This window comes from Micromonospora sp. WMMC273 (assembly GCF_027460285.1).
GTDB lineage: Bacteria > Actinomycetota > Actinomycetes > Mycobacteriales > Micromonosporaceae > Micromonospora > Micromonospora aurantiaca.
On sequence record NZ_JAPZBE010000001.1, the window covers coordinates 2736119 to 2756491 of the forward strand.

The window sequence follows — 20373 nt, forward strand, 5'->3', positions numbered from 1 at the left end:
CTGCACGCGTGACGGCGACTACGCTCGACGTGACGGGGACCGGGACGGCGAGCGGAGCGGGCAGGTCGATGAGCGTTAGACGGATCATGGGCACCGAGGTCGAGTACGGCATCTCCGTGCCCGGTCAGGCCGGAGCCAACCCGATGGTCACCTCCTCCCAGGTGGTGAACGCCTACGGGGCGCGGCCGGAACTCAACCGGGGCGGCCGGGCCCGCTGGGACTACGAGGAGGAGTCGCCACTGCGCGACGCCCGCGGGTTCACCTACTCCGGCGCCGCGTACGACCCGGCCGAGGCGCTCGCCGACGAGGACCTCGGACTCGCAAACGTCATACTCACCAACGGCGCCCGTCTCTACGTCGACCACGCGCACCCGGAGTACTCCACGCCCGAGGTGACGAACCCCCTCGACGTGGTGCGGTGGGACAAGGCGGGGGAGCGGGTGATGGCCGAGGCGGCCCGCCGCGCCGCGACCATCCCGGGCACCCACCCGATCCACCTGTACAAGAACAACACCGACAACAAGGGCGCCAGCTACGGCGCGCACGAGAACTATCTGATGCGCCGGCAGACGCCGTTCGCCGACATCGTGGCGTACCTGACGCCGTTCTTCGTCACCCGGCAGATCGTCTGCGGCGCCGGGCGGGTCGGCATCGGCCAGGACGGCGGCCAGGCCGGTTTCCAGATCTCCCAGCGGGCCGACTTCTTCGAGGTCGAGGTGGGGTTGGAGACGACGCTGAAGCGGCCCATCATCAACACCCGGGACGAGCCGCACGCCGACGCCGACAAGTACCGCCGGCTGCACGTCATCATCGGCGACGCCAACCTCTCCGAGATCTCCACGTTCCTCAAGGTCGGCACCACCTCGCTGATCCTCGCCATGATCGAGGAGAAGGCGCTCGGCGCGGACCTGGGCATCGCCGACCCGGTGGCCGAGCTGCGCGCGGTCAGCCACGACCCGTCGCTCAAGCACCTGATGCGGATGCGCGACGGCCGCAAGCTGACCGCGCTGGACGTGCAGTGGGCGTACCTGGAGCGGGTGACCTCCTTCGTGGACGACCGCTACGGCAAGGACGTGGACGCGCAGACCGCCGACGTGTTGCGCCGCTGGGAGAGCGTGCTGGACCGGCTCGGCCGGGACGCCTTCGAGTGCGCCGACGAACTGGACTGGGTGGCCAAGCTGCGGCTGCTGGAGGGTTACCGGGAGCGGGAGAAGCTCGCCTGGGGCTCGCACAAGCTGCAACTGGTCGACCTGCAGTACTCCGACGTGCGGCCGGAGAAGGGCCTCTACCACCGGCTGGTGCAGCGCGGCTCGATGAAGACGCTGCTCACCGACGAGCAGACGCGTACCGCGATGACCGAGCCGCCGGAGGACACCCGGGCCTACTTCCGGGGCCGCTGCCTGGACCGGTACGCCTCCGAGGTGGTCGCCGCGAGCTGGGACTCGGTCATCTTCGACGTGGGCCGGGAGTCGCTGGTCCGGGTGCCGATGATGGAGCCCGAGCGGGGCACCCGCGCGCACGTCGGTGAGCTGTTCGACCGCTGCGAGAGCGCCAAGGATCTGCTGGAGACGCTCACCGGCGGGTGACCCCGATGCCGGAAGGCCCGCCGGGTGCCGGAAACGGGCACGCGACGGGCCTTTCGTCGCTCCCGCGAGGTAAGTTGATCGCAGGCGATCGTGGAGGAGGCACCACCATGGCGACGCAAGAGGGTGGGCAGACCCAGTCCGGCAAGTCCCGCGAGGAGGTCGAGGAGGTCACCGCTGAGGCCAACCCCGAGGTGGCCGAGCGGCACGCCGAGATCACCGAGGACGTGGACGACCTGCTCGACGAGATCGACTCCGTCCTGGAGGAGAACGCAGAGGAATTTGTGAGGGGCTACGTACAAAAAGGGGGCCAGTAGGGCATAGCCGATCAAATCGGACATGCCCAGGGCTCTCGGCGACCGGGACGGCTACCGCCGTTGCCGGGACTGTGGCGAGTGGAAGCCGCTTGAGGAGTTCTGCGCCAACAGTCGTCGCCCTGACGGTCGGGGCAGCTACTGCAAGCCGTGCCACAACGAGAAGGGCAAGGAGACGAGGCTACGCCTGTACGGCGGTAGCCGCGAGTACCACCTGCGCCGTCGCTACGGGGTCGGGGAGAAGGAGTTCCAGGAGCTCCTGGCCGAGCAGGGCGGCGTGTGCGCGATCTGCCGGCGCCCCGATCCGGAACATCTGGACCACGATCATCGCACCGGATGGGTGCGCGGGATACTCTGCTTCAACTGCAACGGTGGTCTTGGCCAGTTCAAGGACAACGCCGACGTCCTGGCCAGGGCGATCACGTACCTGAGAGGAACCACGTGGCAGCGGGTTTTGATCCATCCGGGCGTCTTCCAGATGTGTTCACCAACGCGGGGACGTCCTCCTTCACAGCGTTCCTGAGCAAGGTGGCCCCCGAGATGCTGCCCGGCCGTCGGCCGCTGCCGCCCGGCATGGCCGCCGACATGGCGCCGCACGCGACCACCATCGTGGCCATCTCGGCCGCCGGTGGTGTGGTCATGGCCGGCGACCGGCGCGCCACGATGGGCAACCTGATCGCCCAGCGCGACATCGAGAAGGTGCATCCGGCCGACGCGTACTCGCTCGTCGGCATCGCGGGCACGGCCGGCATCGGCATCGAGCTGATGCGACTGTTCCAGGTGGAGCTGGAGCACTACGAGAAGATCGAGGGCGCGATGCTCTCGCTCGACGGCAAGGCCAACCGGCTGGCGTCGATGATCCGGGGCAACCTGGGCGCGGCCATGCAGGGCCTCGCCGTGATCCCGTTGTTCGCCGGCTTCGACCTGGCCGCGAGCGACCCGGCGCGGGCCGGGCGGATCTTCAGCTTCGACGTGACCGGCGGCCCGTACGAGGAGACCGGTTACGACGCGATCGGCTCCGGATCGCTGTTCGCCAAGTCCGCGCTCAAGAAGCGGTTCCGGGCCGGTCTGTCGGTCGAGGACGCGACGCGGCTGGCGGTCGAGGCGCTCTACGACGCGGCGGACGACGACACCGCCACCGGCGGCCCCGACCTGACCCGGCGGATCTACCCGGTCGTGATGACTGCTACCGCCGAGGGCACCCACCGGCTCACCGACGCCGAGACGGCGGCGATCGCGGAGAGCGTGGTGTCCGGCCGGATGGAGAATCCCGGCGGCTGATGCCGCTCCGCACCGTCCACCGAGTCAGCAGTCCCGCAGAAGGAGAACCGCCGCCGTGGCCATGCAGTTCTACGCCTCGCCCGAGCAGATCATGCGCGACCGCTCCGAGCTGGCCCGCAAGGGCATCGCCCGGGGCCGCAGCGCGGTGGTCCTGAGCTACGCGGGCGGGGTGCTCTTCGTCGCCGAGAACCTGTCCAGCACGCTGCACAAGGTCAGCGAGATCTACGACCGGATCGGCTTCGCCGCTGTCGGCCGGTACAACGAGTTCGAGAACCTGCGTCGCGCGGGCGTGCGGATGGCCGACCTCAACGGGCTCAGCTACGACCGCCGGGACGTGACCGGCCTGGCGCTGGCGAACGCGTACGCGCAGACGCTGGGCGCGATCTTCACCGAGCAGTCGAAGCCGTTCGAGGTGGAGATCTGCGTGGCCGAGGTGGGCGCCACCGCCGAGGACGACTCCCTCTACCGGGTGACCTACGACGGCTCGGTGAACGACGAGCCGGGCCGGATGGCGATGGGTGGCCAGGCCGAGGCGATCAGCGGGGTACTGAAGAACGAGCACCGGCCGGAGATGTCGCTGTCGGAGGCGGTCCGCGCCGCGATGAAGGCGCTGAGCAGCGTCGGCGGCGAGGGCGGTGCGGCCCGCACGATCGCCGCGAACCAGCTGGAGGTGGCGGTCCTGGACCGGCGCCGGGTCGGGCGTACGTTCCGGCGGGTGACCGGCGCCGCGCTGACCGCGCTGCTGGAGGGCGACGCCGAGGCCGACACCGCGCCGGCACCGGGCCGGGCGAAGACGCCGGCCGTGCCGACGGAGGAGGCGAAGAAGCCGACCACGTCGGCGGGTTCGGCCGATCTGGAGGGCAACGCGCAGGACAAGCCCGGCGAGTGAGATCCGCGCTCGCGGACCCCGCCACCTCGCCGAGGTGGCGGGGTCTTTCGTGTACGGAGCCCGCCACCTCCACGATCCGGTGGGGGAGATCGCAAGCGGCGAGCGTCGGCGCTGCCCATCGGAGGCTCCGGGCGGCTAGTGTCTCATCATGGAGCGGCGAATCTTCGGCCTCGAAACCGAGTACGGCGTCACCTGCACCTATCGCGGGCAACGCCGACTGTCCCCCGACGAGGTCGCGCGGTACCTGTTCCGGCGGGTGGTGTCGTGGGGCCGGTCGAGCAACGTGTTCCTCCGCAACGGCGCCCGCCTCTATCTGGACGTGGGCTCGCACCCGGAGTACGCGACTCCGGAGTGCGACTCGGTGACCGACCTGGTGGCCCACGACCGGGCCGGTGAGCGGATCCTGGAAGGGCTGCTCGTCGACGCGGAGAAGCGGCTGCACGACGAGGGCATCGCGGGCGAGATCTACCTGTTCAAGAACAACACCGACTCGGCCGGCAACTCGTACGGCTGCCACGAGAACTACCTGGTGTCCCGGCACGGCGAGTTCGGCCGGCTGGCCGACGTGCTCATTCCTTTCCTGGTCACCCGGCAGTTGATCTGCGGCGCGGGCAAGGTGCTGCAGACGCCGCGCGGCGCGGTCTACTGCCTGTCCCAGCGGGCCGAGCACATCTGGGAGGGCGTCTCCTCGGCGACCACCCGCAGCCGGCCGATCATCAACACCCGGGACGAGCCGCACGCGGACGCCGAGCGCTACCGCCGGCTGCACGTGATCGTCGGTGACTCGAACATGAACGAGGTCACCACGCTGCTGAAGGTCGGCACCGCCGACATCGTGCTGCGAATGATCGAGGCCGGCGTGGTGATGCGCGACCTGACGCTGGAGAACCCGATCCGGGCCATCCGCGAGGTGTCGCACGACATCACCGGCCGCCGCAAGGTGCGGCTCGCCTCCGGCAAGGAGGTCTCGGCGCTGGAGATCCAGCAGGAATACCTGGCCAAGGCGACGGAGTTCGTGGAGCGCCGGGGTGGCGACCAGACCGCGAAGCGGGTGGTCGACCTGTGGGGGCGGGTGCTGCGCGCGGTCGAGACCGGCGACCTGGACCCGGTGGCCCGGGAGATCGACTGGGTCACCAAGCTGAAGCTGATCGAGCGCTACCAGCGCAAGCACGACCTGCCGCTGTCGCACCCGCGGGTGGCGCAGATGGACCTGGCCTACCACGACCTGCGGCGCGGGCGTGGCCTGTACGGGCTGCTGGAGCGCCGCCGCGAGGTGGACCGGGTGGCGACCGACCCGGAGATCTTCGAGGCGAAGGAGACGCCACCGCAGACGACCCGGGCACGGCTGCGCGGCGAGTTCATCCGGCACGCGCAGGAGAAGCGGCGCGACTTCACCGTGGACTGGGTGCACCTGAAGCTGAACGACCAGGCGCAGCGCACGGTGCTGTGCAAGGACCCGTTCCGGGCCTACGACGAGCGGGTGGAACGGCTGATCGCCAGCATGTGATCGTGCGGGCGGCCGGTGCCCGGCACCGGCCGCTCGTCCACGGGTACGCTGGCGTCGCGATGAACACTTCCGAATCCGCCGGTGGGCCCGGCCGCGAGACGTCCTCGGGCCGTGACGGCACCGAGAAGCTCAACTGGATCGACCGCCGCCGGGAGAAGATCCGCGCCGAGATCGAACGCAACAGGCGCGGCGACTACACGGTGCCGACGTGGGTACTGGCGGTGGCGCTGGCGCTGATCGTGGGCGCCTGGCTCGGGCTGATCATCTTCCTCGGCTGAGCGCCGCGCCGGTCGGCCCGGTCCCGCGACGCCGGCCGCGCCTGTCCCGCGACGTCGGCCACCGCGACGCCGGCCACCGCGGTCCGGCGGCGGGCCGCGCCGGTCAGGTCAGCAGGCCCGCCGCGTACCGGCCGGCGGCGGCCGCGGCCAGGAAGTAGACGTGGTCGGCGTCCAGGCCCCGGCCCATCGTGGACAGGCCGACCGGGCTGTTCCGCAGCGCCGCGTCCAGGCCGTCTGTGGGCACGGTGACGAGCCGGTGCCGGTCGGCCAGCGGCCTCAGCGCCGCGGTGACCTCCGCGGCCAGGCCGGGGTCGAGACCGTCCGGCACGACCAGCTCCGCGGGGGCCAGCGCGACCCGGCCGTACGCGGTCAGGCTGTGGTGGGAGACGCCACGGTGCCGGGGCCGGGCGTCGGCGTCGGAGATGCGCAGCGAGCCGACCGGGCGTCCGCCCAGCGTGGCGATCGCGTTCACCGCCTCGCCGACGGCGACGCCGGAGAAGCCCCACCGGGTGCCGGTGCCGAGGTTGCCCGGCCCCTGGGCGACGATCGTCAGGTCCGCGTCGAGCACGTGCCGGGCGGCGAGCAGGCCGCTGTGCAGCGTGCTCGCCTCCAGGTCGCCGCCGAACGCCTGGCCCACGCTCACCGTGCCCACGAGGTGCCCGGCCAGCCCGGCCAGGGTGCGGGAGAACCAGGCCGGCAGCGCCCCGCCGTCGGTCAGCACGTACGCGACCCGGGCGTCGGGCGCGTCGGCGCGTACCCCGGCCAGGATCGCCGGCAGCGCGGAGTGCAGGTCGGCGATGACCACCGGCATGCCGTCGACGGTGTCGGCGGCGGCGAGCCGGTCGTGGTGCGGTGACGCTTCCTCGTCCACGCCGAGCAGGATCGGTTGCAGTGGCGTGTAGCGGGCCTTGACCAGATGCCCGGCGTCGCGGCTGTCGCCGGCCTGCGGCGGGTCCGGGGGCAGCCGGTCGGGCAGCGCGACGACCAGCGCGTAGCCGCCGGTGCCCAGGCCCATCAGCAGCGCGCCGGCGTTGAGCAGCACCCGGTCACCGGGTTCCGGCTCGCCGACCAGGGCCGGGTAGGCCAGGGCGCGCATCCTGGTGCCGTCGGGCAGGTCGACGTCGAGTTCGACGGCGCCGGTCCACCGTCGCCGTACCGTCGTGACCGTGCCGGACCGCCATCGCACCATGCGGTGCACGGTATCGGCCGCCACCGGGACGGGCGCCGGGCGGGTCAGGCGTCCGGGTCGTCGACCGGGCGGCCCGCCTCGTCCTGGGTGGTGCGGGCGGGCCGGCCGGCGGAGCGGGACCGGGTGGGGTCGAGGAAGACGTACGCGATCTCCGGGAAGTGCCCGAGGAGCCGGCGTTCGGCCTCGTCGGCGGCGGCCTCGATGTCGGCGCCGGTGGCGTCGTCGCGGAAGTCGACCTTGGCGGCGACGAGGATGTCGTCCGGGCCGAGGAACATGGTCATCAGCGTGTCGACCCGGTCCACCGTCGGCACGTCCGCCAGCTCCCGTTCGATGCGCCGGTGCAGCCGGTCCGACACCGAGCGGCCCACAAGCAGCGAGATGTTGCTGCGGGCCAGGACGGCGGCGACCACCAGCAGCAGCACGCCGATGAGGATCGAGGCGATGCCGTCGTACAGTTCGTCGCCGGTCAGGTGCGACAGGGTGAGCCCGCCGGCGGCGATCAGCAGGCCGATCAGCGCGGCGCTGTCCTCCAGGAAGACGGCCTTGACGGTGGTGTCGGCGGTCAGGCGCAGGTAGCGGCGCGGGGTGGTGCCCCAGCGGCGGGACTCGCCGCGCACCTGCCGGACCGCCCGGGCCAGCGACACCGACTCGATCGCGAAGGAGACCGCCAGCACCACGTACGCGACGAGGTATTCGCCGCTGTGCTCGTGCACCAGGATGGTGGTGACGCCGTGCGTGATGGCGAAGCCCGCCCCGGCGACGAAGGTGAACAGCGTGGCGAGGAACGCCCAGATGTAGCTCTCCTTGCCGTACCCGAAGGGGTGCCGGGTGTCGGCAGGCCGCGCGCCGCGGCGCAGCGCCAGGTAGAGCAGCACCTCGGTGGTGGTGTCGGCGAGCGAGTGGGCGGCCTCGGAGAGCATCGCCGCGGAGCCCGAGATCAGGCCCGCGACCAGCTTCGCGACGGCGATGGCGAGGTTCGCCGCGCCGGCCACCACGACGGTGCCCACGCTCTCGGTCTTGACCTCCGGTTCCGCCATGCGATCACCCTATGGCCGGTCGATGCCCGCCGCCGTGTGGGAAGACCCCCGCGCCGCGCCGCGCGGGTGCCCGCGCGCCACGCGCGGGCTGCTAGCGTTTGGGCGTGTCCCGGACCCGTACCGAACGCCTGGTCAACCTGGTGATCTGCCTGCTGTCGACGCGACGCTTCCTGACCGCCGCGCAGATCGCCGCGACCGTGCCCGGCTACGAGCACGACCCGGACGACGCCAAGGACCACGAGGCGTTCCAGCGCAAGTTCGAGCGTGACAAGGCCGAGCTGCGTGAGCTGGGCGTGCCGCTGGAGACCGGCACGGCGAGCGTCTTCGACGCCGAGCCGGGTTACCGGATCGCGCCGCGCGCGTACGCGTTGCCCGACATCCCGCTCGAACCGGACGAGGCCGCCGCGGTGGGCATCGCCGCGCGGCTGTGGCAGCACGCCGGCCTGGCCGCTGCCGCGTCGTCCGGGCTGGCGAAGCTGCGCGCCGCCGGCATCGACGTCGACCCGCAGGCCACCCTGGGCCTGGAGCCGATGGTGACTGTCGACCCGGCGTTCGCGCCGCTCACCGCCGCCGCGCGGGACCGCCGCGAGGTGAGCTTCGACTACCGCGTGCCGGACCGGGACGCGCCCACCCGGCGCCGGGTGCAGCCGTGGGGCGTGGTGTGCTGGCGCGGCCGGTGGTACGTCGTCGGCCACGACCTGGACCGCGCGGCGACCCGCTGTTTCCGGCTGTCCCGGGTGGTGGGCACGGTGCGGGCGACAGGTGAGCCGGGCGCCTACGAGCCGCCCGCCGGTGTCGACCTGATCAGCCACGTGGCCCGCTGGTCCGGGCCGGTGGAGCGCACCGGCCGGGCCACCGTGCTGGCCACGCCGGGCCGGGCCGCCGGGCTGCGCCGCTGGGCGGTGGAGTGCCAGGCCGGTCCGGACGGCGACCGGCTGGTGCTGCCGTACGCCGACGCCGACTACCTGGCCGGCCAGATCGTCGGGTACGGCCCGGACGTGCGCGTGCTGGAGCCACCGGAGGTACGGGAGGCGGTCATCCAGCGGCTCAAGGAGGTCGCCGCCCGCCACGACGAGCTGGCAGTGACCGGGGGTGCCCGGTGACCCGCCCGGCGGCCCGCGCGGGCCGTGCCTCCGCCGACCGGCTGGCCCGGCTGCTCAACCTGGTGCCCTACCTGCTGGCCCGCCCCGGCATCGAGATCGCCGAGGCGGCGCACGACCTCGGGGTGACCGAGAAGCAGCTCCGGGAGGACCTGGAACTGCTCTGGGTGTGCGGGCTGCCCGGCTACGGCCCCGGCGACCTGATCGACATGGCGTTCGACGGCGACCGGGTGACCATCACCTACGACGCGGGCATCGACCGTCCGCTGCGCCTCACCCCGGACGAGGCCCTGGCCCTGGTGGTGGCGTTGCGGATGATCGCCGAGACGCCGGGCGTGGCGAACCGGGAGGCGGTCGAGCGGGCGCTCGCCAAGATCGAGAACGCCGCCGGTGACCTGGCCGGAGCGCCGGTCGAGGTCCGTCTGCCCGGTGACAGCGCCCGGGTACGCGAGCTGCGCGCCGCCGTCGAGCGCGGTCGGGCGCTGCGGATCACCTACTACACGGCGGCGCGGGACGAGACCACCGAACGCACGATCGACCCGCTGCGGATGCTGATGGTCGGCGGCCGGGCGTACGTGGAGGCGTGGTGCCGCCGCGCCGAGGCGGTGCGGCTGTTCCGGGCCGACCGGATCGACGCGGTGACCGAGCTGCCGGAGCAGGCGGTCGTGCCGCCGCAGGCCCGCCCGCACGATCTGAGCGACGGGGTGTTCCGCCCGTCGGCCGACCTGCCGCTGATCACGCTGCGGATCGGCCGGGGCGAGCGGTGGATCACCGAATACTATCCGTGCGAGCGGGTCGAGGCCGACGGCGAGCAGTGGCTGGTGTCGCTGCGCGTCACCGACCTCGGGTGGGCCCGGCGGTTCGTGCTCGGGCTCGGCCCGGAGGTGACCGTGGTGGCGCCGGCCGAGCTGGCCGAGCAGGTACGCGCCCAGGCCGTGGCCGCGCTCGACGCGTACGCCACCCCGGCCGGCAGCGCCGACCCGGCGGCCGCCGGCGTCACCCGATAGGCTGACCGCCGTGGTGAAGTGGATCGTGCTCGGGGTCGTGGTGTTCGCGCTGGTCGTACTGGCCCTGGCGATCCGTCCGGTGGTGAGCCGCCTGCCCGGGCTGCGCCGTTCCGCGCTGGCGTTGCAGCGCCGGGCGGGCGAGGCGGAGTCGCTGCGGTCGGCCGCCGAGCAGTTGCAGGCGCGGGCCGAGTCGCTCCAGGAGCGGGCGGCGCTCGCGCAGGAGCGGATCACGTTGATCAAGGCCAAGCGGGGCGACTGATCGACGGCTGTCGGCCCGGTGAGCGTCGTCTGCGCGTTCCCGGGTGGTTACGCGCAGGAATGCGCGGACCTGGACGGTTGACGGGACACTTCGGGTTGGTCGAAACTTCACCGATCGGGCCCGCACCGGCAGGCCCGCGGGGGTGGCAAGCCGCTGCGACACACGTACGATGGGCGACGACCCACCCCTCACCGACACAGAGCGACTGGAGCTTCCCATGGGTGCCCTCAAGCCGTGGCACATCGCCGTACTCGTGGTCGTGCTGATCCTGCTGTTCGGCGCGAAGCGGCTCCCCGACGCGGCCCGCTCGCTGGGCCGCTCGCTGCGGATCATCAAGGCTGAGACCAAGAGCCTGCACGACGACGACCGCGATCTCGCCGAGAAGGCCGACGCGCAGGCCGGCTACCAGCCGCTTCAGCCGCAGCAGCCCGTGCAGGGGCAGCCGTACGCCCAGCAGCAGTACACGCAGCAGCCGTACGCGCCGCAGCCGCAGCAGCCCGTGGCCCCGCCGGCCGACCCGGTGCAGCGCGTCCGCGAGAACTGATCCGAGAGGGCCTCAAACACCGTGGCCTTCGGGTTGAAGAAGCGCGGCCCGAGCAACTTCGCGCGGGCCGCCGACGGCTCGATGACGCTCATCGAGCACATCCGTGAGCTGCGTAACCGGCTGTTCCGGGCGTCGCTGGCGATCCTGGTCGGCTTCGGCTTCGGCATCTGGCTGGCCGAGCCGGTCCGGGTGTTGCTGTCGAAGCCCTACTGCGACCTGCCGCAGTCGTTCGACCCGGCGACCGGCAAGTGCAAGTTCGTGCAGCTCGGCGTCGCCGACGTCTTCCTGCTGAACCTCAAGATCGGCCTCTGGGTGGGCCTGATCATCGCCGCGCCGATCTGGCTCTACCAGCTCTGGGCGTTCATCGCGCCCGGCCTGCACCGGCACGAGCGGCGGTACGCGTACGTCTTCACCGCCCTGGCGGCCCCGCTGTTCGCGGCCGGCGCGGTGCTGGCGTTCTTCGTCACCACCAAGGGGCTCGAGTTCCTGCTCGACGTCTCCGGCGACGACATCGCGACCAACCTCGAGGTGACCCGCTACATATCGTTCGTCACGAACCTGATCCTGCTGTTCGGGGTGGCGTTCGAGTTCCCGCTGATCGTGCTGATGCTCAACTTCGTCGGCCTGGCCAGCGCGAAGCGGCTGCTGAGCTGGTGGCGGGTGGCGGTGTTCGTGTTCTTCGCGTTCGCCGCGGTGGTCACGCCGACACCCGACCCGTTCGGCATGACCGCGCTGGCGATATGCCTCTGCGCGCTCTACTTCGCCGCGGTGGGGGTGGCGTTCCTCAACGACAGGCGGCGCGGCCGTGGCCGTGAGGCCTACGCCGGCATCGCCGACGACGAGGTGTCACCGCTGGACCTGTCGGACGAGCCGGTGCCCACCGGTGGCCGGATCGAGGCGTCCGAGCCGATCGGCGCACCCGAGCCGATCGTCGCCCCCAAGCCGATCGAGCGCCGCTACGACGACATGACCTGACCGGCCTCGCTCACCGCCGGACGCCGTCCCCACCTCACGGGGACGGCGTCCGCGTTCCCACGGCAGCCCCTCCGAGCCTTCCCGGCACGCCCCACCCCATCCCACGTCGATCTTGGACTTTGTGCCCGCCCAGTGCCCGATATACACCCTTTGTCTGGGCCGAAACTGCAAGATCGGCGGGGCGGGGCGGGTCAGGTGAGGCGGCGGGCTGCTGTGGGGTGGGGTGGGGGGACGGTGTCGGGGTGCAGGATGGCGGCTACGGTCTCGGCGCCGTCGACCAGGCGGGGGCCGGCGCGCACGATCAGCCCGTCCGCGTCCAGCGCCCACACCTGCGCGTCCGGGAACTGCCCGGCCACCGCGGCGGCCTGCTCGGCCGCGCCGTCGAGACGGAACCCGCACGGCGCCACCAGCACCACCTCCGGACGGGCGGCCCGCAGCGCCGCCCAGGTTGTCGGCACGGACCGGGCGCCGCGATGGGTGGCGACCGGCTCGCCGCCGGCGACGTCGACCAGGTCGGGGATCCAGTGCCCGGCGCCGAACGGCGGGTCGACCCATTCGACCACCGCGACCCGTGGCCGGGGCCGGCCCGCCACCGCCGCGCGGACCGCCGCGAGCCGGGCCCGCAGGCCGTCGACGAGGGCCTCCGCGCGGTCCGGCACCCGGGCCGCCGCGCCGACCGCGCGGATCGACTCCAGCACGTCGTCCAGGGTGTACGGGTCCAGCGACAGCACGTCCGCCCGGCACCCCAGGTGCTCCACGGCGTCGGCGACCCGGCCCGAGGGCAGCGCGCAGACGCGGCACAGGTCCTGGGTGAGGATCAGGTCCGGGTCCAGCCCGGCCAGCGCACCGGAGTGCAGCGTGTAGAGGTCGGCACCGGCCGCCACTTGCGCCCGGACGTACGCGTCGATGTCGCCGGGACTCATGCCCCGGGTGTCCCGGCCGCCGACGACCACAGTGGTGCCCGACCGGTACGACGCGGGCACCTCGCACTCGAATGTGACGCCGACCAGGTCGTCACCGAGGCCGAGCGCGTACACGATCTCGGTGGCGGAGGGGAGCAGGGAGACCAGCCGCATGCCGCCATCATGCCCCGCGCGCGGACCACCGCCGGCCGGGGCCGGACTTCGGTCGCCCTCGGGCCTTGCCGGGACGCCGTACCCGCTTAGACTCTGCTGACTCCGCCGAGCCCCCCGGGCGGTGTGCCGGGGTGCGTCGGCGCCCCGTTCCGGTCAGCCCGTCTGACCTGCGCTCCGGAGAACCCGATGAAGAGCCGTACCGCCGCCGTCCTGACCGTCCTCTGCGCGGCCACCGCGCTCACCGCCTGCGGTGACGACGAGCCCGCGCCGAAAGGCCAGCAGGTGCCGGTGACCGCCACCGACACCAGTTGCGAGGTCACCACCACGCTGTTCACCCCCGGCACCGTCACCTTCACCGTGACCAACCGGGGCCAGCAGGCCACCGGGGTATACGTCTACGGCCGGGAGGGCGACGCCTTCACCAAGGTGATCGCCGAGGTCGCGGACGTGCCGGCGGGCCGCACCGGCGACCTGCGCGCGTCGCTGCAGACCGGCACGTACGAGGTGGCCTGCAAGCCCGGCCGGCAGGGCGACGGCGTGCGCACGAAGATCATCGTGTCCGACGACGGCAACCTGGCCAGCGCCGCGGCCGAGGTGGCCTACGACCGGTCGGTGACGATCGAGCTGACGGACGACGCGATGACCGGTGTGGACGCCCTGATCGCGGAGCCCGGCGAGAAGCTCGCGTTCAAGGTGACGAACAAGACCGCCGGGGCCCGGACGCTGTACGTGCTCAACCCCGACGGCAAGCGGGTCGCCGAGATGAAGGCCGAGGCCAACGGCACGGCCGAGACGGTGGTGACACTGGGCGCGGCGGGGGACTGGTCGCTGAAGGTCAAGGGCGACGGCGTGCAGTCGGTGAGCAAGCGGCTGGTGGTGCGCTGAGGCGGCCGCGAAAACCGTCGATCCGGGTGCATCCACCGGGGAGGGTCGGGGCGAAGCAATGGTCGTGACGACAGTCACGGACCTGGTCGCTTCGACGAAAGGCTCCCCGATGAACATCGCTCGTCTCGCCGCCCGGCTGGCCGTGGGCGCCACCGCGGCGGCGGTGGCCACCACCGCCGTCGCCGTGCCCGCCCAGGCCGGCGCCAAGCAGCCGGGTACGCGGTCGCTGGCCGCCGTGCTCACCGCCGACAAGAGCGGCTTCGACCGCAACTCGCGGGACTTCGACGTCCTCACCAAGGCGGTCCTGACGGTGCTGCAGGCCAAGCCGGACTCGCCGGTGAAGGTGCTCACCGACGGCACCGTCGCGCTGACCGCGTTCGTGCCGAACGACTACGCGTTCCGCGAGCTGGTGCGGGACATCACCGCCGCGAAGAAGCTGCCCGGTGAGAAGGCCGCGTTCGACGCGGTCGCCGGCCTGGGCGTGGACACCGTGGAGGACGTCCTGCTCTACCACGTCGTGCCCGGCGCGACGATCGACCGGAAGGCGGCGCTGAAGGCCGACGGCGCGGACCTGACCACCGCGCTCGGCGCCACCGTCGAGGTGGACGTGAAGCGCTGCTGGTACGGCCGCGAGGTGCGCCTGGTCGACGCCGACACCAGCGACCGCAACGCGAAGGTGGTGCGGTACGACATCAACAAGGGCAACAAGCAGATCGCGCACGCGGTGGACCGGGTGCTGCGCCCGATCGACCTGCCCTGAACCACCCCCGCCACGGCGCCCGGCACCCCCTGCCGGGCGCCGTCGGCGTGTACCGCCCACCCGCCGTGTGACCTGGCTCTGGTGGGCGGCGCGAGCTGTGCCGTACGGTGCTCGCCGTGACCGCGCACGATCATGTCCCGCCCGGCCCCGTCGCCGTGCTCGCCAACCGGACAGCGGGCCGGGGGCGGCACCGCGGCCTGCTGCCCGGGATCCTGGGGCGCCTCGCCGCAGCGGGCCGCCCGGTCGAGTTGCTGCGCGCGCGTACCCCCGAGGAGGCGGAGGTGGCGTGCCACGCCGCGGTCGCCGGCGGCGCCGGGGCGCTCGTCGCGGTGGGCGGCGACGGCACCATGCACCGCGCGTTGCAGGCGGTCGCCGGCACCGATGTGCCGTTCGGGCCGGTCCCGGCGGGCACCGGCAACGACTTCGCGGTGGACACCGGCTTCCCGGCCGACCCGACGGCCGCCGTCGAGGTGATCACCGCGGCGCTCGCCGCCGGCCGCTCCCGGCCGGTGGACCTGGCGCGGCTGTCCCGGCCCGGCGAGGCCGACCGCTGGTTCGGCGCGGTGCTCGCGGCCGGCTTCGACGCGATCGTCAACGAACGCGCCAACCGGATGCGCTGGCCGCGCGGCCCGCGCCGGTACGACATGGCGATCGTGGTGGAGCTGGCCCGGCTGCGGCCGCGCCGCTACCGGCTGGTGCTCGACGGGGTGGCGCAGGAGGTCGACGCGGTGCTCGTGGCGGTGGGGAACACGGCCAGCTACGGCGGCGGCATGCGGATCTGTCCGGACGCCGACCCGCACGACGGCCTGCTGGACGTGGTGGTGGGCGGCCGGTTCGACAGGCGCACGCTGATGCGGGTCAAGCCGCAGATCTACCGGGGCACCCACGTCACGCACCCGCTGGCGCGCGTCTACCGGGCGCGGACGGTGGAGCTGGCCGCCGAGGGCATCACCACGTACGCCGACGGGGAACGTTCCCTCGACCTGCCGGTGACAGTCACCGCCGCGCCGGCGGCGCTGCGGCTGCTGCGCTGACCCCCGCCGGGTCCGCCGCAGACGGCGGGCCGGGAACGGCCGGCGGCGCCGGAGAAGGCGGCGCGGGCGAGGGCGGCGGCGCGGCGGCGCGGACCGCGCCCGCGCTCGCGGCGACCACGAGCGCGATGGCGAGCACCTCGACCGGGCGCAGCGCCTGGCCGAGCACCAGCCAACCGGCCACCGCGGCGATCGCCGGACCGAGACTCATCATCACCGCGAACGTCGCGGTCGGCAGCCGCCGCAACGCGGCCAGCTCCAGGCTGTACGGCAGCACCGAGGCGAGCAGCGCCAGCCCGGTACCGAGCCCCAGCACCATCGGGTCGGCCAGCCGGCCGCCGCCGTCCGCAAGCCCGAACGGCAGCGTCAGCAGCGCCGCGACGGTCAGCGCGAGGGCCAGCCCGTCCGCGCCGGGGAACCGCGCGCCGATCCGCGCCGAGCAGACGATGTACGCGGCCCACATGGCGCCCGCCGTCAGCGCCAGCGCGGCGCCGGCCGGGTCGAGCCGGTCGAACCCGCCCTGGCCGAGCAGGACCACACCGGCCAGTGCCAGCGCGGCCCAGCACCAGGCGGCCACCCGGCGGGCGGCGATCACCGACAGCGCCAGCGGCCCGAGCACCTCCAGGGTGACGGCCGGGCCGAGCGGGATCCGCTCGATCGCCTGGTAGAAGATCGAGTTCATGCCGGCCAGGGCCAGCCCGAACGCCAGCACCGCCGCCCAGTCGCGCCGTCCGTACCCGCGTACCCGGGGGCGGCACACCACGAGCATCAGCAGCGCGCCGATGGTCAGCCGCAACGTCACCGCCCCGGCCACCCCGGTACGCGGGAACAGCAGTGCGGCCAGCGCGGAGCCGAACTGCACCGACAGCGCCCCGCCGAGGACCAGCGCGACCCCGCCGAGCCGTCCCGGCGCACGCGGCGGCAAGGGGTGGACACCGGTCATGCCCCTGACGGTATCCGGTGCGCCGCGACGCGTTCGCGCCGCTGGGGTGTGCTCAGGCGGCCCCGGCCAGGTCGAGCACCGCGCCGAGCCCGTTCGGGCGGCCCGCGTCGGCGCAGGGCAGCACCAGCACCCCGCACCCTGCGGCCACCGCGCCCGCGTCGGCCGGCGTGTCGCCCACCATGAGCGTGCGCTCCGGGTCGACGCCGAGCATCCCGCAGGCCCGCAGGAAGATGCCCGGGTCCGGCTTGCAGCGCCCCACCTCGTACGACAGCGCGTACGCGTCGACGAACGCGTCGAGGCCCCAGGCGGCGAACAGCGGCCGCAGGTCGAAACCGATGTTGCTGACCACCGCCACCTTCACCCCGGCCGACCGCAGCGCACCGAGCACCGGGGCGGTGTCCGGGTACGGCACCCAGCCCTCGGGGACCAGCACCCGCTCGTAGAGCGCGTCGGCGAACCCGTCGATGCCGGTGTCCACGGTCTCCGCCAGCCCGGTGTACGCGCCCCGGTGCGCGTGCGGGTAGAGATCCCGGTCGGCCCACAGCTCGGCCAGCCGGGGCGGCACCCGCGCCGGTAGCGGGCCACCGGCACGCCCGGCGGTGAGCAGCCGGTCGGCCAGCGAGGTGGCCCGGATCCGGTCCAGTTCGACGCCGCAGGCGGCCGCGGCGGCGAGCACCCAGGCCAGCGGCTCCTCCACCTGGGCGAGGGTGCCGTGGAAGTCGAAGAGCACCGCCTCCACGGGCCGGCGGGACGGGCCCGGGCGGACGGCGTCGTCGGCGCCGCTCGAGACGTGGGGCAGTTCGGTACGGTCCGGCACGTCGTGCACCCTACCGACCGCTCCGACCGTCCTGCCGGATGGCCTTGACCGGTACTCCTCGGCAGCACCGATTAATCTTGGATCCATGTCGAGCCCCGCCGAGCGGTACGCCGCGGCGCGCCGCCGGGCCGCGCAGGCCTCCGCCTTCCCGGCCCTGGACGAATTCTCGCTGGATCTCGGGTTCGATCTCGACGACTTCCAGCGCGAGGCGTGCGAGGCGCTGGAGCGGGGCAGCGGCGTGCTGGTCTGCGCTCCCACCGGCGCCGGCAAGACCGTGGTGGGTGAGTTCGCGGTGCACCTGGCGCTGCGCGGCCGGCCCGGCGGCGACGCGCCCGCGACCCGGCGCAAGTGCTTCTACACCACGCCGATCAAGGCGCTGTCCAACCAGAAGTACCACGACCTGGTGGACCGCTACGGCGCCGAGCAGGTCGGCCTGCTCACCGGCGACAACGCGATAAACGGCGACGCGCCGGTGGTGGTGATGACCACCGAGGTGCTGCGCAACATGCTCTACGCCGGCTCGGCCACCCTGGAGGGCCTGGCGTACGTGGTGATGGACGAGGTCCACTACCTGGCCGACCGGTTCCGCGGCGGGGTCTGGGAAGAGGTGATCATCCACCTGCCCGAGTCGGTCACGCTCGTGTCGCTGTCGGCCACCGTCTCCAACGCCGAGGAGTTCGCGGACTGGCTGGTCACCGTGCGCGGCGAGACCGCCGTGGTGGTCTCCGAGCACCGTCCGGTGCCGCTGTGGCAGCACATGCTCGTCGGCAAGCGGATGTTCGACCTGTTCCACGACGCCGACGCGGCCCGCAAGCACGACGTGCACCCGGAGCTGCTGCGCTACACCCGGGACACGATGCGCCGGCTGGAGCTGGGCGAGGGCCGCAGCGCCGGCCCCGGCGGTGGCCGTCGCGGCCCCCGCTGGCGCGGCCCGATGCGCCCGGACATCGTCGACCGGCTCGACCGGGAAGGGCTGCTCCCGGCCATCCTGTTCATCTTCAGCCGGGCCGGCTGCGACGCCGCCGTGCAGCAGTGCCTCGCCGCCGGGCTGCGCCTGACCTCCCCGGACGAACGCGCCGAGATCCGCCGGGTGGTGGAGTCCCGGGTCACCGCCATCCCCGGCGAGGACCTGTCGGTGCTCGGCTACTGGGAGTGGCTCGACGGCCTGGAGCGCGGCCTGGCCGCCCACCACGCCGGCATGCTCCCCGCCTTCAAGGAGGTCGTCGAGGAGCTGTTCGTCCGCGGGCTGGTCAAGGCCGTCTTCGCCACCGAGACGCTCGCGCTGGGCATCAACATGCCGGCCCGCTGCGTGGTGCTGGAACGCCTGGTGAAGTTCAACGGCGAGGCCCACGTCGACCTCACCCCCGGCGAGTACACCCAGCTCACCGGCCGGGCGGGCCGCCGGGGCATCGACGTGGAGGGCCACGCGGTGGTGGTCTGGTCGCCGGAGACCGACCCCCGGCACGTGGCCGGGCTCGCCTCCACCCGCACCTACCCGCTGCGTTCCAGCTTCCGGCCCTCGTACAACATGGCCGTCAACCTGGTCGGCAGCGTCGGCGCGGCACCGGCCCGGGAACTGCTGGAGTCCTCGTTCGCGCAGTTCCAGGCCGACCGGTCGGTGGTCGGCCTGGCCCGGCAGGTGCAGCGCAACACCGAGACGATCGAGGCGTACGGCGCGGAGGCCGCCTGCCACCACGGCGACTTCGACGAGTACTTCGCGCTGCGGGTGGCGATCGCCGACCGGGAACGCACCATCGCCCGGCAGGGGCAGACCCAGCGCAAGGCGGCGGCGGTCGCCTCGCTGGAGCGGCTGCGGGTCGGTGACGTGATCCGGGTGCCGTCCGGGCGGCGGGCCGGACTGGCGGTGGTGCTGGACCCGGCCACCGGCGGGTTCGGCGAGCCCCGGCCGCTGGTCCTCACCCAGGACCGCTGGGCCGGGCGGGTCACCCCCGGTGACTTCACCACCCCGGCCGAGGTGCTCACCCGGATCCGGGTGCCGAAGCACTTCAACCACCGTTCGCCCGCGGCCCGGCGAGACCTGGCCGCCGCGGTCAGCGGCACCGGCCTGGACCGGCACGGCGGTCGGCGGGGCGGCCGGTCCCGGCAGGCGGCGGGGGAGGACCACCGGCTCAGCCAGCTCCGCGTCGAGCTGCGCGCCCACCCGTGTCACGCCTGCCCGGACCGGGAAGAGCACGCCCGCTGGGCGGAGCGGCGGCGCCGGCTGGAACGCGACACCGAGGAGCTGCGTGAGCGGGTGTCCGGGCGGACCGGATCGCTGGCCCGTACCTTCGACCGGATCGTGGCGTTGCTGACCGCGCGCGGCTACCTGGCCGCCGACGGCGAGGTCACCGACGCCGGGCGGATGCTGGCCCGGATCTGGACCGAGGCCGACCTGCTGGTGGCCGAGTGCCTGCGCCGCCGGGTGTGGGACGGCCTGTCCCCGGCCGAACTGGCCGCCGCCGTGTCGGTGGTGGTCTTCGAGGCCCGGCGGGACGTCGACGAGCGGGCGTCGCTGCCGCGCGGCGCGGTGGCCGACGCGGTCGACGAGACGCTCAAGCTGTGGGGCGACATCGAGGCGGACGAGGCGGCACGCGGCCTGGCCGTGACAAGGGAGCCGGATCTCGGCTTCGCCTGGCCGATCTACCGGTGGGCGCGCGGCGAGGCGCTGGCGAAGGTGCTTGCGAGCGGCCACCAGATCGACGGGGAGATGCCGGCGGGCGACTTCGTCCGCTGGGCGCGCCAGGTGGTCGACCTGCTCGGCCAGGTCGCCGACTCGGGTGGCGCCTCGGCCGAGCTGCGCGGTACCGCCCGGCAGGCGATCGCGGCGGTCAACCGGGGCGTGCTGGCCTACCACGCCTCCGCATAGGGTCACTTTCGGTCACCGGTCGCCGGGAATCG

General features: G+C 73.3%; 21 protein-coding genes. 16 read left to right on the top strand and 5 right to left on the bottom strand.

Features of this window, described 5'->3' with window-relative positions; translation table 11 throughout:
• The first annotated feature begins 68 nt into the window (after positions 1-68).
• The 7 genes from dop (at position 69) to O7611_RS12750 (ending at position 5852) form a co-directional block, all read left to right on the top strand.
• On the top strand, positions 69-1586 hold the full coding sequence (gene dop, locus O7611_RS12720; RefSeq protein ID WP_348651252.1) for a depupylase/deamidase Dop: 1518 nt from the start codon (positions 69-71) through the stop codon (positions 1584-1586).
• Between the two features lie 107 nt (positions 1587-1693).
• Positions 1694-1900 (top strand): ubiquitin-like protein Pup, encoded by a 207-nt coding sequence (locus O7611_RS12725; RefSeq protein WP_013286106.1) that lies wholly within the window; start codon positions 1694-1696, stop codon positions 1898-1900.
• A gap of 22 nt (positions 1901-1922) precedes the next feature.
• The gene (locus tag O7611_RS12730) at positions 1923-2420 is read left to right on the top strand and encodes an endonuclease VII domain-containing protein (RefSeq protein ID WP_194801587.1); all 498 of its coding nucleotides are present in this window, start codon (positions 1923-1925) and stop codon (positions 2418-2420) included.
• Positions 2339-3178: a proteasome subunit beta gene (gene prcB, locus O7611_RS12735; protein ID WP_181726645.1), complete on the top strand. Its 840-nt coding sequence runs from the start codon at positions 2339-2341 to the stop codon at positions 3176-3178. The genes O7611_RS12730 and prcB overlap by 82 nt, the downstream gene beginning before the upstream one ends.
• 55 nt (positions 3179-3233) lie before the next feature.
• Positions 3234-4067, top strand: coding sequence for a proteasome subunit alpha (prcA, locus tag O7611_RS12740; protein ID WP_194801586.1), 834 nt, complete (start codon positions 3234-3236; stop codon positions 4065-4067).
• Positions 4068-4215: 148 nt separating this feature from the next.
• Positions 4216-5574: a Pup--protein ligase gene (gene pafA, locus O7611_RS12745; protein ID WP_013286109.1), complete on the top strand. Its 1359-nt coding sequence runs from the start codon at positions 4216-4218 to the stop codon at positions 5572-5574.
• A 59-nt stretch (positions 5575-5633) separates the two neighbouring features.
• Positions 5634-5852 carry a hypothetical protein gene (locus O7611_RS12750; RefSeq protein WP_194801585.1) on the top strand — a complete coding sequence of 73 codons (219 nt, stop codon included), beginning with the start codon at positions 5634-5636 and terminating at the stop codon, positions 5850-5852.
• A gap of 103 nt (positions 5853-5955) precedes the next feature.
• On the opposite strand, the gene O7611_RS12755 is transcribed toward O7611_RS12750, so the two are convergent.
• Together O7611_RS12755 and O7611_RS12760 are read right to left on the bottom strand one after the other, a co-directional pair.
• Positions 5956-7041 (bottom strand): DUF3866 family protein, encoded by a 1086-nt coding sequence (locus O7611_RS12755; protein WP_269696877.1) that lies wholly within the window; start codon positions 7039-7041, stop codon positions 5956-5958.
• 44 nt (positions 7042-7085) lie between these two features.
• Entirely contained in the window at positions 7086-8078 is a 993-nt protein-coding gene (locus O7611_RS12760; protein WP_269696878.1) for a cation diffusion facilitator family transporter, read from the bottom strand.
• A 104-nt stretch (positions 8079-8182) separates the two neighbouring features.
• On the opposite strand from O7611_RS12760, the gene O7611_RS12765 reads away from it, so the two are divergent.
• The 5 genes from O7611_RS12765 (at position 8183) to tatC (ending at position 11963) form a co-directional block, all read left to right on the top strand.
• On the top strand, positions 8183-9181 hold the full coding sequence (locus O7611_RS12765) for a helix-turn-helix transcriptional regulator (RefSeq protein WP_013286115.1): 999 nt from the start codon (positions 8183-8185) through the stop codon (positions 9179-9181).
• Complete coding sequence (locus tag O7611_RS12770) at positions 9178-10185, top strand: helix-turn-helix transcriptional regulator (protein WP_194801582.1); 1008 nt, start codon at positions 9178-9180, stop codon at positions 10183-10185. Before O7611_RS12765 ends, O7611_RS12770 begins: the two co-directional genes overlap by 4 nt.
• A gap of 10 nt (positions 10186-10195) precedes the next feature.
• A complete protein-coding gene (locus O7611_RS12775; RefSeq protein WP_194801581.1) occupies positions 10196-10444 on the top strand; it encodes a hypothetical protein in 249 nt (82 codons plus the stop codon).
• Positions 10445-10661: 217 nt separating this feature from the next.
• Positions 10662-10988, top strand: a complete 327-nt coding sequence (gene tatA / locus O7611_RS12780; RefSeq protein ID WP_194801580.1) for a Sec-independent protein translocase subunit TatA — start codon at positions 10662-10664, stop codon at positions 10986-10988.
• A gap of 21 nt (positions 10989-11009) precedes the next feature.
• On the top strand, positions 11010-11963 hold the full coding sequence (gene tatC / locus O7611_RS12785) for a twin-arginine translocase subunit TatC (protein ID WP_194801579.1): 954 nt from the start codon (positions 11010-11012) through the stop codon (positions 11961-11963).
• A gap of 191 nt (positions 11964-12154) precedes the next feature.
• Here the strand turns inward: tatC and O7611_RS12790 are convergent, their stop codons facing one another.
• On the bottom strand, positions 12155-13039 hold the full coding sequence (locus tag O7611_RS12790) for an ABC transporter substrate-binding protein (RefSeq protein WP_194801578.1): 885 nt from the start codon (positions 13037-13039) through the stop codon (positions 12155-12157).
• A gap of 186 nt (positions 13040-13225) precedes the next feature.
• On the opposite strand from O7611_RS12790, the gene O7611_RS12795 reads away from it, so the two are divergent.
• The 3 genes from O7611_RS12795 (at position 13226) to O7611_RS12805 (ending at position 15718) form a co-directional block, all read left to right on the top strand.
• Entirely contained in the window at positions 13226-13924 is a 699-nt protein-coding gene (locus O7611_RS12795; RefSeq protein ID WP_194801577.1) for a hypothetical protein, read from the top strand.
• 58 nt (positions 13925-13982) lie between these two features.
• Positions 13983-14684, top strand: coding sequence for a fasciclin domain-containing protein (locus O7611_RS12800; protein ID WP_113973679.1), 702 nt, complete (start codon positions 13983-13985; stop codon positions 14682-14684).
• 107 nt (positions 14685-14791) lie between these two features.
• A complete protein-coding gene (locus O7611_RS12805; protein WP_194801576.1) occupies positions 14792-15718 on the top strand; it encodes a diacylglycerol kinase family protein in 927 nt (308 codons plus the stop codon).
• Here the strand turns inward: O7611_RS12805 and O7611_RS12810 are convergent.
• Together O7611_RS12810 and O7611_RS12815 are read right to left on the bottom strand one after the other, a co-directional pair.
• Positions 15681-16658, bottom strand: a complete 978-nt coding sequence (locus O7611_RS12810; protein WP_194801575.1) for an EamA family transporter — start codon at positions 16656-16658, stop codon at positions 15681-15683. The genes O7611_RS12805 and O7611_RS12810 overlap by 38 nt on opposite strands.
• 52 nt (positions 16659-16710) lie before the next feature.
• Complete coding sequence (locus O7611_RS12815) at positions 16711-17475, bottom strand: HAD family hydrolase (protein WP_370584967.1); 765 nt, start codon at positions 17473-17475, stop codon at positions 16711-16713.
• Positions 17476-17560: 85 nt separating this feature from the next.
• Between O7611_RS12815 and O7611_RS12820 the strand changes: the two genes are divergently transcribed.
• On the top strand, positions 17561-20341 hold the full coding sequence (locus tag O7611_RS12820; protein ID WP_269696879.1) for a DEAD/DEAH box helicase: 2781 nt from the start codon (positions 17561-17563) through the stop codon (positions 20339-20341).
• The last annotated feature ends 32 nt before the right edge of the window (positions 20342-20373 follow it).

Coding starts and splice junctions, on each gene's coding strand:
- dop (WP_348651252.1), top strand. CDS start 69: ATGAGCGTTAGACGGATCATGGGCACCGAGGTCGAGTACGGCATCTCC.
- O7611_RS12725 (WP_013286106.1), top strand. CDS start 1,694: ATGGCGACGCAAGAGGGTGGGCAGACCCAGTCCGGCAAGTCCCGCGAG.
- O7611_RS12730 (WP_194801587.1), top strand. CDS start 1,923: ATGCCCAGGGCTCTCGGCGACCGGGACGGCTACCGCCGTTGCCGGGAC.
- pafA (WP_013286109.1), top strand. CDS start 4,216: ATGGAGCGGCGAATCTTCGGCCTCGAAACCGAGTACGGCGTCACCTGC.
- O7611_RS12750 (WP_194801585.1), top strand. CDS start 5,634: ATGAACACTTCCGAATCCGCCGGTGGGCCCGGCCGCGAGACGTCCTCG.
- O7611_RS12755 (WP_269696877.1), bottom strand. CDS start 7,041: ATGGTGCGATGGCGGTCCGGCACGGTCACGACGGTACGGCGACGGTGG.
- O7611_RS12760 (WP_269696878.1), bottom strand. CDS start 8,078: ATGGCGGAACCGGAGGTCAAGACCGAGAGCGTGGGCACCGTCGTGGTG.
- tatA (WP_194801580.1), top strand. CDS start 10,662: ATGGGTGCCCTCAAGCCGTGGCACATCGCCGTACTCGTGGTCGTGCTG.
- O7611_RS12790 (WP_194801578.1), bottom strand. CDS start 13,039: ATGCGGCTGGTCTCCCTGCTCCCCTCCGCCACCGAGATCGTGTACGCG.
- O7611_RS12795 (WP_194801577.1), top strand. CDS start 13,226: ATGAAGAGCCGTACCGCCGCCGTCCTGACCGTCCTCTGCGCGGCCACC.
- O7611_RS12800 (WP_113973679.1), top strand. CDS start 13,983: ATGGTCGTGACGACAGTCACGGACCTGGTCGCTTCGACGAAAGGCTCC.
- O7611_RS12810 (WP_194801575.1), bottom strand. CDS start 16,658: ATGACCGGTGTCCACCCCTTGCCGCCGCGTGCGCCGGGACGGCTCGGC.
- O7611_RS12820 (WP_269696879.1), top strand. CDS start 17,561: ATGTCGAGCCCCGCCGAGCGGTACGCCGCGGCGCGCCGCCGGGCCGCG.